The organism is Pseudomonas sp. GW821-FHT04C07 (assembly GCF_059420325.1).
This window is the reverse complement of sequence record NZ_JBWKTM010000002.1, coordinates 636425-649862: the sequence shown is the minus strand read 5'-3', so window position 1 is coordinate 649862 and position 13438 is coordinate 636425. Positions and strand designations below refer to the sequence as shown.

The 13438-nt window shown below is 56.2% G+C and carries 13 protein-coding genes and 1 pseudogene; 7 read left to right on the top strand and 7 right to left on the bottom strand.

Annotation, left to right across the window (positions count from 1 at the left end):
- The first annotated feature begins 2 nt into the window (after nucleotides 1-2).
- The 3 genes from AC07UI_RS06550 (at nucleotide 3) to AC07UI_RS06540 (ending at nucleotide 2841) form a co-directional block, all read left to right on the top strand.
- Nucleotides 3-833 carry a carbohydrate ABC transporter permease gene (locus tag AC07UI_RS06550; protein ID WP_494991692.1) on the top strand — a complete coding sequence of 277 codons (831 nt, stop codon included), beginning with the start codon at nucleotides 3-5 and terminating at the stop codon, nucleotides 831-833.
- 70 nt (nucleotides 834-903) lie between these two features.
- On the top strand, nucleotides 904-2001 hold the full coding sequence (locus AC07UI_RS06545) for an ABC transporter ATP-binding protein (protein WP_494991691.1): 1098 nt from the start codon (nucleotides 904-906) through the stop codon (nucleotides 1999-2001).
- A 66-nt stretch (nucleotides 2002-2067) separates the two neighbouring features.
- On the top strand, nucleotides 2068-2841 hold the full coding sequence (locus tag AC07UI_RS06540) for an L-iditol 2-dehydrogenase (RefSeq protein WP_494991690.1): 774 nt from the start codon (nucleotides 2068-2070) through the stop codon (nucleotides 2839-2841).
- A 67-nt stretch (nucleotides 2842-2908) separates the two neighbouring features.
- Here AC07UI_RS06540 and AC07UI_RS06535 read toward each other — a convergent pair whose 3' ends face one another.
- From AC07UI_RS06535 to AC07UI_RS06515, 5 genes are read right to left on the bottom strand one after another with little or no spacing between them, the layout of a single operon-like run.
- The gene (locus AC07UI_RS06535; protein ID WP_494991689.1) at nucleotides 2909-3517 is read right to left on the bottom strand and encodes a PqiC family protein; all 609 of its coding nucleotides are present in this window, start codon (nucleotides 3515-3517) and stop codon (nucleotides 2909-2911) included.
- Nucleotides 3514-5154 carry a PqiB family protein gene (locus tag AC07UI_RS06530; RefSeq protein ID WP_494991688.1) on the bottom strand — a complete coding sequence of 547 codons (1641 nt, stop codon included), beginning with the start codon at nucleotides 5152-5154 and terminating at the stop codon, nucleotides 3514-3516. The genes AC07UI_RS06535 and AC07UI_RS06530 overlap by 4 nt, the downstream gene beginning before the upstream one ends.
- On the bottom strand, nucleotides 5147-5785 hold the full coding sequence (locus tag AC07UI_RS06525) for a paraquat-inducible protein A (RefSeq protein WP_494991687.1): 639 nt from the start codon (nucleotides 5783-5785) through the stop codon (nucleotides 5147-5149). Before AC07UI_RS06525 ends, AC07UI_RS06530 begins: the two co-directional genes overlap by 8 nt.
- Complete coding sequence (locus AC07UI_RS06520) at nucleotides 5782-6408, bottom strand: paraquat-inducible protein A (protein WP_494991686.1); 627 nt, start codon at nucleotides 6406-6408, stop codon at nucleotides 5782-5784. Before AC07UI_RS06520 ends, AC07UI_RS06525 begins: the two co-directional genes overlap by 4 nt.
- A gap of 8 nt (nucleotides 6409-6416) precedes the next feature.
- Nucleotides 6417-7079, bottom strand: coding sequence for a DUF3313 domain-containing protein (locus AC07UI_RS06515; protein ID WP_494991685.1), 663 nt, complete (start codon nucleotides 7077-7079; stop codon nucleotides 6417-6419).
- Between the two features lie 227 nt (nucleotides 7080-7306).
- On the opposite strand from AC07UI_RS06515, the gene AC07UI_RS06510 reads away from it, so the two are divergent.
- Entirely contained in the window at nucleotides 7307-7924 is a 618-nt protein-coding gene (locus tag AC07UI_RS06510; protein WP_494991737.1) for a TetR/AcrR family transcriptional regulator, read from the top strand.
- 54 nt (nucleotides 7925-7978) lie between these two features.
- Here the strand turns inward: AC07UI_RS06510 and AC07UI_RS06505 are convergent.
- Nucleotides 7979-8068, bottom strand: a pseudogene (locus tag AC07UI_RS06505) (hypothetical protein); the annotation flags it as partial.
- A 78-nt stretch (nucleotides 8069-8146) separates the two neighbouring features.
- Nucleotides 8147-9484, bottom strand: coding sequence for an MFS transporter (locus tag AC07UI_RS06500; protein ID WP_494991684.1), 1338 nt, complete (start codon nucleotides 9482-9484; stop codon nucleotides 8147-8149).
- Nucleotides 9485-10177: 693 nt separating this feature from the next.
- Between AC07UI_RS06500 and AC07UI_RS06495 the strand changes: the two genes are divergently transcribed.
- The 3 genes from AC07UI_RS06495 (at nucleotide 10178) to AC07UI_RS06485 (ending at nucleotide 13419) form a co-directional block, all read left to right on the top strand.
- Nucleotides 10178-10867, top strand: a complete 690-nt coding sequence (locus AC07UI_RS06495) for a helix-turn-helix domain-containing protein (protein WP_494991683.1) — start codon at nucleotides 10178-10180, stop codon at nucleotides 10865-10867.
- A 95-nt stretch (nucleotides 10868-10962) separates the two neighbouring features.
- On the top strand, nucleotides 10963-12468 hold the full coding sequence (gene iaaH / locus AC07UI_RS06490; RefSeq protein WP_494991682.1) for an indoleacetamide hydrolase: 1506 nt from the start codon (nucleotides 10963-10965) through the stop codon (nucleotides 12466-12468).
- 45 nt (nucleotides 12469-12513) lie between these two features.
- On the top strand, nucleotides 12514-13419 hold the full coding sequence (locus AC07UI_RS06485) for a transporter (RefSeq protein WP_494991681.1): 906 nt from the start codon (nucleotides 12514-12516) through the stop codon (nucleotides 13417-13419).
- Nucleotides 13420-13438 lie beyond the last annotated feature (19 nt).

The window sequence follows — 13438 nt, the reverse complement described above, 5'->3', positions numbered from 1 at the left end:
CCATGACCCTTCAACAATCCCGTCGTCTGCAAAGCCTGCTGCTGGGCACCCTGGCCTGGGCCATCGCGATCCTGATTTTCTTCCCGATTTTCTGGATGGTGCTGACCAGTTTCAAAACCGAAATCGACGCCTTCGCCACGCCGCCGCAGTTCCTCTTCACCCCGACGCTGGAGAACTACCTGCACATCAACGAGCGTAGCGACTACTTCAGTTTCGCCTGGAACTCCGTGGTGATTTCCTTCAGTGCCACGGCCCTGTGCCTGCTGATTGCGGTGCCGGCGGCTTACTCCATGGCGTTCTACGAAACCCAGCGCACCAAACGCACGCTGCTGTGGATGCTCTCGACCAAGATGCTGCCACCGGTGGGCGTGCTGATGCCGATCTACCTGCTGGCCAAGAGTTTCGGCCTGCTCGACACGCGCATCGCGCTGATCGTGATCTACACGCTGATCAACCTGCCGATCGTGGTCTGGATGATTTACACCTACTTCAAGGACATTCCTAAAGACATCCTCGAAGCCGCCCGCCTCGACGGTGCGACGCTCGCTCAGGAAATGCTTCGGGTGCTGCTGCCGATCGCCAAGGGCGGCCTGGCGTCCACCGTGCTGCTGTCGCTGATCCTGTGCTGGAACGAAGCGTTCTGGTCGCTGAACCTCACCTCGTCGAAAGCCGCGCCGCTGACCGCGTTGATCGCCTCCTATTCGAGTCCCGAAGGGTTGTTCTGGGCCAAGTTGTCGGCGGTGTCGACGCTGGCCTGTGCGCCGATCCTGATCTTCGGCTGGATCAGCCAGAAACAGCTGGTGCGTGGTTTGTCATTTGGCGCCGTCAAATAACCAAGAGATTTTTGCGAGCGCGAATTGAAGGTTCGTGCGAACTGAAACTAACAAAGCGGAGATTCATTTCATGGCCACTCTGAAAATAAAAAATCTGAAAAAAGGCTTCGAAGGTTTGTCCATCATCAAGGGCATCGATCTGGAAGTCCGCGATAAAGAGTTCGTGGTATTCGTCGGCCCATCGGGCTGCGGCAAATCCACCCTGCTGCGGCTAATCGCCGGTCTGGAGGAGGTCACCAGCGGCACTATCGAGCTCGATGGTCGCGACATCACCGAAGTCAGCCCGGCCAAGCGCGACCTGGCGATGGTCTTTCAGACCTACGCCCTGTACCCGCACATGACGGTGCGCAAGAACATGTCCTTCGCGCTGGATCTCGCGGGTGACAACAAGCAGGACGTCGAGTGCAAGGTCACTGAGGCCGCACGGATCCTGGAGCTGGAACGCCTGTTGGAGCGTAAGCCGAAACAGCTGTCCGGCGGCCAGCGCCAACGAGTCGCTATCGGTCGCGCCATCGTGCGTAACCCGAAGATCTTTTTGTTCGACGAGCCACTGTCCAACCTCGACGCCGCCCTGCGGGTGCAGATGCGTTTGGAGCTGTCCCGGCTGCACAAAGAATTGCAAGCCACCATGATCTACGTGACTCATGACCAGGTCGAGGCCATGACCCTCGCCACCAAGGTGGTGGTGCTTAACGGCGGTCGAATAGAGCAGATTGGCTCGCCCCTTGAGCTTTATCACCAACCCGCGAATCTGTTCGTAGCAGGATTCCTCGGCACTCCGAAAATGGGCTTTCTCAAAGCCACGGTAACTGCCAATAACTATCAGGGCGTAGAGGTCGAGCTGGCATCCGGTCGACGTCTGCTCATCCCTCGTGACGGAAGCACTTTGGCTGTAGGCAATGAGGTCACCGTGGGCATACGTCCCGAACACCTCAGTCTGGATGATCTAGGGCAACTGCCCATCACCACCGATGTCACCGAACGCCTGGGTAGTGACACCTTCTGCCACGTCGTCGCCAAGTCCGGTGAAGCACTCACCGTACGAGTCAATGGCGATTGTGAGGTGGCGTATGGAGAACAGCGATGGGTTGCGCTGGATGTCCAGCATTGCCATTTGTTCGACGAGCACGGGAAAGCTGTAGCCCCGCTGGCACGTCTTGCCGCCTGACCCTATTGACACTCCAATGCCCTCGGTTGGGCGAACCCGATATTCAAGCAAACGGATGAACAATCAATGAAACGACTAGAAGGTAAAAGTGCTCTTGTTACTGGATCGGCCCGAGGCATCGGACGTTCTTTTGCTCAGGCCTATATCAGTGAAGGGGCAACAGTCGCCATCGCTGACATCAATCTTGAGCGCGCCCGGGCTACGTCCGCCGAGCTTGGGCCAAATGCTTACGCTGTCGAGATGGATGTTACCAATCAGGCGTCTATCGATGATGCCATTGCCGCCGTGATAGCGCAGACGGGTAAGCTGGATATCTTGATCAACAACGCCGCATTGTTCGATCTTGCACCCATTGTCGATATCACCCGTGAGAGTTACGAGCGCCTGTTTTCGATCAATGTTGCAGGAACGCTTTTCACTCTGCAGGCAGCGGCCCGACAGATGATCAGCCAGGGGCATGGTGGCAAGATCATCAACATGGCCAGCCAGGCAGGCAGGAGAGGGGAGGCGCTTGTGGGTGTGTATTGCGCAACCAAAGCAGCCGTTATCAGCCTTACTCAGTCGGCAGGTCTGGATCTGATCAAGCACCGGATCAATGTGAATGCCATCGCGCCAGGGGTCGTGGACGGTGAGCACTGGGATGGCGTCGATGCAATGTTCGCCCAGTATGAGAATCGGCCATTGGGTGAAAAGAAATGGCTGGTGGGGCAGGAGGTGCCTTTTGGACGGATGGGAACCGCAGAAGACCTGACGGGAATGGCCATTTTCCTGGCTTCAAACGAAAGCGAGTACGTAGTTGCACAAACGTACAACGTCGATGGCGGGAATTGGATGAGTTGAGTGGTGGGGCTCACGGAGGATGGCGGGGCCTATTGCACGCCCTCCTCATGACGCACCCACGATGGAGCTAATGCGCGCAAGCTGTGCTTCGCGGCAGTGACCACGCACGCGCATCCTCGGCGATCTTTTTGCCCAGCGCGGCCGCTATGCGTTGTTGTGCGGTGGCCAGTTGCGGATAACCGTCGAGTGCGTCTTCCCTGAACCGGCCTTGGCACAGCAAGCGGGCAGAGGGCGTGTCACCGGCAAAACTCAAACTCCAATTCGCCTGTAGCTCGACTTGGCGACCGGGCCAGTTATCGAAGCGTCGAACCTGTACCTTTATTCTAAGCACCGGTTTATCCGACGACGCTGTCAGCCCGGAAATATCCTGGGTATTGAGGCGTTGTGTTAGCTCGGCGGAGAGTGCGCTGTGCAGCTCGTCACTCAGCGGCGCGCCCCAGCGTTCGCCTTCAAGCACGCCGACATTGTTTGCGCCGAGGCGCACCACCCACTGCGGCTGGTCGATCTGAACCGGTACGCCCACTGCCATGACATCGATCAGGAAGGGAACGGGGGGAAGGTGGGTCGAAGTCACGGAGGATGGTGAAACGAGAGTGTGATAATGGATGGGCGTTGAGGCGCACCCGGTCAGCCCGACGATCAGGGCAATAAAGCCAAAACGGGCTGCAATGCTCATTGTGACAATTCCTGGGAAACCGGGAGGGGGCGAGGGGTTGGTTGATCATCTGGCCGGCCGCGCAGCAAGGATTCCGGATGGCGGCCCAGCAGGTCGGTCAGCACGCGAAAAGAAAGCGCGGCGCGTTTCACCTCTTGCAGTGTCTGGCCCAGTGCTTGTGGTATCGGCGCGTCCCCATCCATCAAACTCTGCATCGCGCCCAGGGTTTTGTGAGTCTGCTGCAATGTCTGAGTCGTCTCCGGCAGCACGTGCTCATTGACCTGGTGCAGGGTCTTGTCCAGGCCAACCAGAGTCGCGTCCAGATGCCGGGCGATGGAGTCGAGCGGGAGTTTGTCGACCTTGCCGATGATGCTGGCCAGTTGTTCTTGCAGGTGGTCGAAACTGCTGGGGATGGTTGGAATGTTGAGCGGGCGCGCGCGGGTATCGAACGTAACCCGCGGCGCGTTTGGCACATAGTCGAGTGCTACATAGAGCTGACCTGTCAGCAGGTTGCTCGAGCGTACTTGCGCGCGCAAACCCTGTTCGACCATACCGCGCAAAAATGTAGCCGCCTGTTGCTCTCGGTCGCCTTCGGGTTTGGGAAGCTTCTCCTGCACTCGTCCCAATCGCTGTTGATAAACCTCTATGCCGACGATCGTCGGAAAGCGCTGCCGGGAGGGATCGTAGTCGAGGTTCATCGAGACGACTCGGCCGACAGTGACGGATGAGAACTCCACCGGTGCGCCGACAGTCAAGCCACGCAGTGACTGGTCAAAACGAAGCTGGATGTAATGGGCCGGGCCATCCGGTTGCACCATGGCACTTTGCTGATCTTGCGCCAGTGTAAATTGCGCTTTGGCCGTGGCGGGTTCGGCGCGACTGTAATCGGGTGCTGAGAAAGCAATACCGCCCGCCACGATGGCAGCCATAGATTGGGTTTTGACTTTCAGCCCTTCGGCGCCGAGTGAAAGGTCCACGCCACTGGCATTCCAGAAGCGCGTATCCGTGGTCACAAAGCGATCGTAGGGCTCGTCGATGAAGACTTGCAGGCTCACGCCCTTGCCGTCGCTGTCCAGCTGGTACGACACCACCCGCCCGACCTTGATATCTCTGTAGTAGACAGGCGAATCAATATCCAGTGATTTAAGCGCAGCAGTGCGAATGGTAAAGACCTTGCCCGGCATGCCCGTGATGAGGGTGGGTGGTGATTCCAGGCCGGTAAACGTGCTGGCAGGTTTTGAGGATATCCCGGTGTCCATACCGATGTAAGCGCCGGACAGTAACGTATCCACACCGGAGATACCGCGGGCGCCAATACGTGGCCGCACGACCCAGAAACGCGTGTCCTCGCGTGCGAGGCTTTCGGCGCTTTCGACCAAGGAGGCGGTGACCAGTACATGGGAGCGATCATCGCTCAAGGTGATAGAGGAGACGCTGCCGACCGTAACGTCTTTGTATTTGACCGGTGTCTTGCCGGCTTCCAAGCCCGTGGCTGTTTGAAAGGTCAGGGTGATTTGCGGGCCGGCCGACAGCCAGGCACGCATCAACATCGAAAGCCCGATCAGTGCGGCGACCAGAGGCACCAGCCAGACGAGGGATATTCCACGACGCCTGCTCACCATCGGAGGGTGTGGCAAATCATGGGCGTTGTCAGGCATGTGACGCATCGGCTTGTTCACCATCCCAGATCAGACGTGGGTCGAAACTCATGGCCGAGAGCATGGTGAGGATCACCATCAGGCCAAAGAAGAAAATGCCTATGCGAGGTTCGATGGTACTTAGCGCCTGAAACTGGACGAGTGCGGCAACGACGGCGACCACCAACACGTCGAGCATCGACCAGTAACCGATCAACTCGACCAGGCGGTAGAGACGGACGCGCTCACGCATTGCCCGGAGACTGCGCTGCTGTGCGGTGAACAGCAAAGTGCCGAGTACCAGAAACTTGGTGCAGGGCACCACCACGCTGGCGATGAAAATAACCAATGCGATGCCGTAAGAGCCCGATTCCCAGAACTCGATAACCCCGTGCAGGATGGTGCTCTCGCTGCCATGACCGAACAGGCTGGAGTACATCACCGGCAGAACATTGGCGGGAATATAGGCAATGAGGCCCGCCAACAGAAAGGCCCAGCCTCGCGCAATGCTGTCCGGGCGTCGTCGATGAAGCCTTGAGCGGCAGCGCGGGCATCGAGCGGGCTCGCCTTGATCGGGGACGCTCTCACAGACCAGCCCACACAGATGGCAGGCGACGACGCCCAGATGCGCGGCACGCGGTGAGTATTTCAAGCTCTCACCTCATTGCCATGTAGCTGCGCGCTCAGCTCCCACAGCCATCGCATGTCCCGGTTGGCGATCAACGCGAGCAGCGCCATCAACACGGCCATGCCCCAGATACCCGCACCCGGCAGCACCTGCAGAAAGCTTGAGAGTTTGATCACCGCGACCAAGGTGCCGAGCATGCAGACTTCAATCATGCACCAGGGGCGCAAATGGATGAGCAGCCTCATGACCTGAGAGAAACCGGGCGCCCTTCGCCCGGCCCGGGCGAACCCCAGCACCCAGCCCAACAGGGCGATCTGCAGCAGTGGTGCGACGATGATCGAAAACGCGGCCAACGCCGCGATGGGGGACGCCGAGCTGTGCGCGAGCGCGGCAGCCGCGTCCCAAAGTGTCGCTTCGTTGTGCAGACCATGGAAACTGATGCGGATGACCGGGCACGCGTTGGTGATCACGAAGGCGATGGCCGCTGCGACGGTCAACGCCAGCCATCGGTCGATGTCCAGTAGGCCCCCACGATACAAGACGGCCGAGCATCGCCGGCATCGCGCCACTTCTCCTGAAGTCACGGCGAAGCGTTGATACACCGTGTCGCAATGCTCGCAGGCGATCAGGTACGGGTACGTTTTCATGGGCGGTGTTATTCGAACTGGGCGACGAGCGCGTCCGCGCCTTTATCGATCCCCGTTTGTGCGGCGCTCAGCGATCCCCGAGTCGCGCTGATGTTCAGCGAGTTCGGGTATTGCTTGGTCACGTAAGCGTTAAGCAGGCGGTTGTTGGACGAGTCGTAAATCTCCACCGCATAACTGACCGAGCCGGTAAACGAACCCTCTTTCCCGCGAATGGATTGCACGATGTTGTAAGGGCCGCCTGCCAGATCGAATCGCGTGAATGTGCCGAAAAAGGGCGTAGTAGTTTGCGCACCGGTCAAGGTCAGTTTGACTCGCAGGGCATTGGGCGCCGCTACCCGCGTTAACTTGAAGCGCTCTTGCAAGCGTTCGCTGAACTGGCGGTGCATGTACTGAGTGAGGGTTTGTTTGTCTGCTTGAGTAAGGTTGCCGAATTGATTGTCCGGCGCTTGATAGACCGTGATCGGCTCGAGAATGACCGCGGAGTATTTGCTCCAGTCCACGTTAGCCTTATAGATATAAGGCACGCGGTCGGAGTCATCATCGGTGTTCGGCGCCAGGCGTGCCGAGGAATCGATGTCCGAATACAAAGACGGCGATGTCCCGGCACATCCGGCCATGGCCAGGGTGACCGTCAGCATTGCCAGTCGAGAAGCCTTGAGCATTTTGTACATGTCAGAACCCTGTTTGAAGAAGCGTGATCAGGTGAGATAAAGCGGTTTTGGCATTCACAGGTGCCGGTTGCGACCCAGCCTTTCCTTGTTTTTGAAAGGCCTGCGCAGTACAGTGGTTTTTTAAATCAAAACTGAACCAGTCGGTACGCTTTTAATTCTTGCGCGGCACGCAAATGCCTGTCAAGCAAAAATGTACACGTCGGTTCACTTACAGAGCGAGAGTTGTGATGAAGGTAAGGACGCAGGCGCGCCGCGAAGCAATCGTTGAAGCCGCGGCGGTTCTGTTTCAGGAGGTGGGCTACGAGCGTGCGTCGATGAACGAATTGACCAAAAGGTTGGGTGGTTCAAAAGCCACGCTGTATGGCTATTTCCCTTCCAAGGAAGAGTTGTTTGTAGAAGTCGTTCGTTCGGTTGCGACCGTGCATTTATCAGAGGCGGTGGCGCAACTGTCCGCCCATGACCGGGATAACGTCACGCTCGAGCAGGCGCTGACGCGCTTTGGCGAGCGCATGTTATTCGTGTTGACCAACGAGAGCAGCGCACTGGCGGTTTACCGGATGGTCATGGCCGAGGCAGGGCGCTCCAATATCGGCATGCTGTTCTACGAGGCCGGGCCAAGCGATTGTAATGCGGTATTGTCGAGCTGGATGCGCGACGCCATGGCCCGTGGTGAGCTACGCCAGGCAGACCCTCAGGTTAAAGCCGCACAATTCCTGGCATTGTTAACAGCTGAGGTACAGGTAAGGCTTTATCAACCCAGTTCAGAGCCTTTGGAAGTTGGGCAGATTCAAGAGCTGGTCGGTCGAGCGGTAGAAATGTTTCTATTGGGTGCCGCTCCTCGCTAGGCTACCGCCAGCAGCGGTAGCAAGGTTGTCGTAAAGCATCAGGAGGCCAGCTTAGCCGTGCTTATTGGTTAAGAATGGCTCAAACAAATGGACTCGGATTGGCCGGTCGATACCTGGGCCATTGTCTCGCACCTGCAGACGATAATCTGCCTACGACCCTGGTCAACCACGAGCCAATGACATGTGTGCATTATTTTCAGCAGCCGTTGCCGGTTACAGTGTTCAATGCGCTGCGAGTGACTGACCTTCTACCGCATCTGGTTGGGCGCGAACGATCATGAGCCCTGTCGCCGCAATTGCCAATGGCACAATCAGCGCTGAGTAATAGCCCGCGGGACCACCGTGTTCGAGAAACCAACCGCCGCTTGCTGATCCAATAATGGCCCCTACTCGACCCAGTGCAATCGCCCAGCCTTTTGCAGTTGCACGCAATGCAGTGGGATACGCCTGGGAAACCATGTAGTTCAATACGATTTGCTGACCACCAATACCTAAGCCTGCTAAGCCGGCGAGGATGAAAACCAATGTCCAGTTGTTACCACTGTTAGCCAGGCCCAGGCACAGAGCAATACCAAAAAGAAACAAGACCAGCAGCAACAGCCGAGTGTTAACTTTCGGCAAGATGATCGAGAGGGGAATAGCACAAACAACAAACACCGCGTTGACCGCAACAGTGCCCATTGGCGCCTGCTCTGCTGGTAGTCCGGTGGCTTTGAAAACGGTGGGTAACCAGGACAGAAACATGAACCATGCAATCCAGTTAAAAAGGTAGATAATCCATATTCCAAAGGTATTACGCGCTAGCCCGCCAGAGAACAAGGAGGTCACTCTAGTTTTTAAATCCATCTCTGGGACACTATAGGTACTGCCTGGGGAGATTTGGTTTTTGGTGATTTTAGCGACAATTTTCTCAATCTTTTTACGACTGATATTCGCCCGGTGTCTCGTTAAAAAATACAACGACTCTGGCAGTGCAAATATCAATACAGCCAACAGCACCAGCGGTACGATGCCGCCGACTGCAAAGATGCCTTGCCAGCCAATAGACGGCAGCATTTTGGCCGCTAACAACCCTCCCAGAATGGCTCCTGCGGGCAAACCAAGTAAAACCGTGGTCATGATCGTGCCACGATGTTTAGCGCAGCCGTACTCGGCCGCGAGCGATAGTACTACGGGTGTTGCGCCGCCCATTCCAAGCCCTGCGATAAATCGCAAGACCAGAATCTGGTCCGTAGTCTGTGCAAATGCAGTCGCTAGGGACGCGACAGCAAATAATGCTACTGACCCGATAATCGTCGGTCGTCGACCGAATTTGTCGCCCATCAAGCCCAGTACCATTGCCCCCAGCACCATACCGACAACTCCTGCTGTCAGAATAGGCGCCAAAGCCCCTGCTCCAAGTCCGAATGCCTGAATGATCGAGGGGCCGGTGAATGCAATCGCTTGAGTGTCGAATCCGTCTAAAATGGCTACGAAAAAACAGAGGCCAAAAACTCGCCACTGAAAAGCGCTGAATCGAGTGCTATCGATCAACTCGGGAATGGAGTAATGAGTGCTCATGGCTGCTCCGATCACTAAGGCATTTTTATAATTTTTGTGCGCAGGCGGAGCCTGCCTAGTCAGAGACTAAGTGTGGCGCTTGTCAGCGTCTAATATCATTTTGGTGCTGTACGATACCTAAAAGGTATGATTTGGCGAGTGTTAGTGAGCGCCAGCTATTGCAAAGGGTGCTTTCAGAGTTTTACAGAGCTTTTGGCTATCGAGATGATTATAAAGACGGGCTATATGCATTCGTCAAACTATCTATTTGCGCTGTAACGACACTGCTAATATCGTTCTTTTAACCATAAAATCGAGTCATTCCCTTCGCTCTGTTTTTTGATGAGCACGATTAATGGTCCATAACAATAATCAGAGTAATCCGGACATGAACACGCACCTGTTGAGTCAGCACAGCCAAGTCTCCGAGAATGTGGGCCCGTATGCAGTATCTCACTTATCAATGAGCACATCGGTAGCCACTCCATTAGTTTACCCTGAGCATGCGCATCGAAAGCGCGGTTGAACCTTCGCAAGTTTTCCAGTTTGGACCTGTGTCCTCAACGTTTTGTCCTTGAGGGAAAGCTCGCTACCTTCGAATACTCTGAAGCGTTGATCTGTGTAACCTGCGCAAGGGTCTGATTCTTGCTGTGCACATGCTGTTTCGTTGGTGCAAGCGGTCGGGGAGAGTTCATCACAATGGTTACGACAGATTTGAGCAAGCTGCAAGTGGAGTGCGTCGCCGAAATCATCTGGCGGCTCTCTGAATATCGCGGCAAGGCTGAGGCACGAGCAGAGGTTCTTAAACTGGTGACCGAGCTGGTCGACGCTGACTATGCGGCCTCATTTGTCTGGGATGATCAGCGCAAGAAATCGACCCAGAGAGTTGCGGTCAATATCAGTGATGCGATGCTGAACAGCTACGATCAGCACTTCTGTCAGATTGATCATGTCACTCCGGCCTTGCGTGCCTGCGTGTCGGCTACCAACGTGGACAATGTGATCGCTCGTCCTCAGCTGCTGGGCAGTGAGTTCTACGTCGATTTTCTGAAGCCGGCAGGCATGTACCATGGCATCAACATCTACTTTTTCGACGGGGGCGTTGATGTGGGCGATCTGCGCATTTGGCGAGGTGCTGGAGGGCAATCCTTCACACTTCGGGAAGAGCGCATCCTCAATAGTCTTTCACCTTATTTCGTGCGTTCGCTGTCACCGTCTATTCAACATGCGCAAGGGCTTTCGGGACGCGAGGCAGATGTCGCGCGACTGGTCGCAAACGGTGCAAGCGACAAGGAAGTCGCTCGGCAATTGGGCATCGCCTTCACCACTGTTCGAACCCATTTGAGCAATGCCATGTGCAAGCTCGACTGCGCGAATCGCACTCAACTGGCTCGACATTTCTAGTACCTCCTCCTCATTAATGAGGAAGCGGCCGAACGGCACGCTCGTTAGTTTAGTGGCAGGGCATTGGGGCCCGATAACTGGACAGGATACGAGTGATGCGACAGTTGAAATGGGGTATCGGACCACCGTTGGCGTTGGCTGCCAGCGTGTCGAGTGCAGGAGTATTACCGGCTAATTTTTATGAATTGACCGGTGTTGAAACGGCAAAGCTGATCTGCTCGAAAACCGTTACCAGTCGCCAGTTGGTGGAAGGCTGGTTGGCGCGTATCGAGACTCGTAAGGCATTGAATGCGTTCATCTCGGTTGACGCACGTGCCGCGCTGGCACAGGCAGACGTTTACGATCAAGGCATGCAGCAGGGTAAACCCTGTCTGCCCTTGGGCGGTGTGCCCATCGCCATCAAGGATAATATCCAGGTCAAGGGCTTCGCCAATAGTGCGGGAACCCCCGCTCTGGCCGACTTTTATCCGAAGACCAACGCGCCCATCGTCGACCGCCTGATAGCCGCCGGGGCGATTGTCATTGGCAAGACCAATATGCAGGAACTGGCCTACGGCACATCCGGCTACAACACGGCCTTTCATGAACCAGGAGTAGTTGGCGTACGTAATGCCTACGACTCGACACGGATTGCCGGAGGTTCGTCTTCAGGCAGCGCCAGTGCGGTGGGCGCAAGGCTGGTACCAATGGCCTTGGGCACCGACACCGGCGGATCCATCCGTCAACCGTGTGCACTCAATGGCTGTGTAGGTTTCAGGCCTACGGTGGGACGCTACAGTCAGCAAGGCATTACGCCGATATCCCATACACGGGACACAGCTGGGCCCATGACACGTTGCGTCGAGGATGTTGTTTTACTGGATCAGGTCATCACCGGGCTGAAGCCAGTAGTATCACCGAAGGCCTCCGCGATAAGGCTGGGTGTACCTGCCGAGTTCTGGCAAGACCTGGATCCAGATGTCGCAGCCACCGCTGACCAAGCGCTGAAAAAGCTTGAGGCCGCGGGGTTCCAACTGGTGCCTGTTTCTATGTCTGGGGTATTCGAACTGGATGCCAAGGTAGGGATGCCGATTGCATTGTACGAGGGCAAATTAGACCTGCAACGCTATCTGGTGATTAGCGGCAGCGGCATCAGTATCGAGACGTTGGCTCGGCAGATCTCCAGCCCTGACGTACGGGAGATTTTTCACCGATTCATCACCCCGCAAAAACTTCCTGACGCCAATGGCAATCTCGTTGATCTGGCACCGGCCTACGACTGGGCGATCAACAAAGGCGTTCCGGCACTGATGCAGATGTACCAGGCGCTCGTACAGGACAACCGTCTCGATGCCTTGGTGTTTCCGACCACCCCCGATGTGGCGATCAAAAGCGAACCTGAAGCCACTACCTTTGCGGCGTTTGCACGGATGATCCGCAACGCCGACCCCGGCAGCAATGCTCGTATGCCTGGCTTGACACTTCCTATTGGGCTTGGCCCACGTAGCGCGCTGCCGGTTGGTCTGGAAATCGACGGACTGCCCGACTCTGACGGTCACCTGTTGGCTATCGGCCTGAGGATGCAATCGATCCTCGGACGCCAGGCTGGCCCCGCGCAATAAACCGCAAGGCTGTTCCCAACTCTCCAATTATAAGAGTGAGCTGATATGAGAAGTGAATCGGTGCTAAAAGACGAGTGTCTTGCGCATGGTCTCAAGCGGGCAGTGGCGACGCTATTAATTGGGTATACCGCAGGGGCCAGTGCTGGGGTGGTTACCACCGAGCCTGGAGATTCGGCTCCCTTACCCGAGGGCACGGATCTAGGGGTTCTCTACTACCAACACGCCGAGCGCAACACATTGAAGGTAGACGGCCATGATGCGCCGGGGGATTTTCGCCTCAATAGTGACATAGCTCTGGCTCGATACGTGAAATGGACTTCGTTAGCCGGCTTCCTGGTGACACCGCAGGTGATCCTACCTTACGGCCACCTGAAAATAAGTGGTGGCAGCCATGCTTCGGAAAGCAATTTTGGCGACCCGATCATCGGCAGCAATATCTGGCTCCTCAACGATGCGGTCAACGAGCGTTACTTCAGCCTGGGCGGTTATGTCGGCTTGCCGTTAGGTAGCTACGATGCTGACAAAGGCTCAATGAACATTGGCGAGAACCGCTGGAAAGGGATATTCGAAGTCAATTACGTGCAGGCAATCATTCCTCGGACGCTGTACGGTGAAATCACCCTGGAGCACGATGAGTTCGGCAAGAATGATGACTTTGCCGGTCGCACACTACGTCAAGATTCGGTTTTCGAAGTGCAGACGCACTTACGCTATGTATTCAGTCCCACCGACCAGTTTGGGGTCAGCTTCTTCCACACCACTGGAGGTGAAAATCATCTGGGTGGTGTCAGCCTGGACGACAGCCTGAATACCAGGCGCTATCTACTGACTTGGTCGCATTTCCTTACCCCGAAAACACAACTGCAAACCCAAGCAGGCCAAGACCTCGACGTAAGCAATGGCCCGCAGGAAAACCTGCGGGTGAATGTGCGTCTGGCTCATATTTTCTGACCAAGCAAGGTGACCAAGC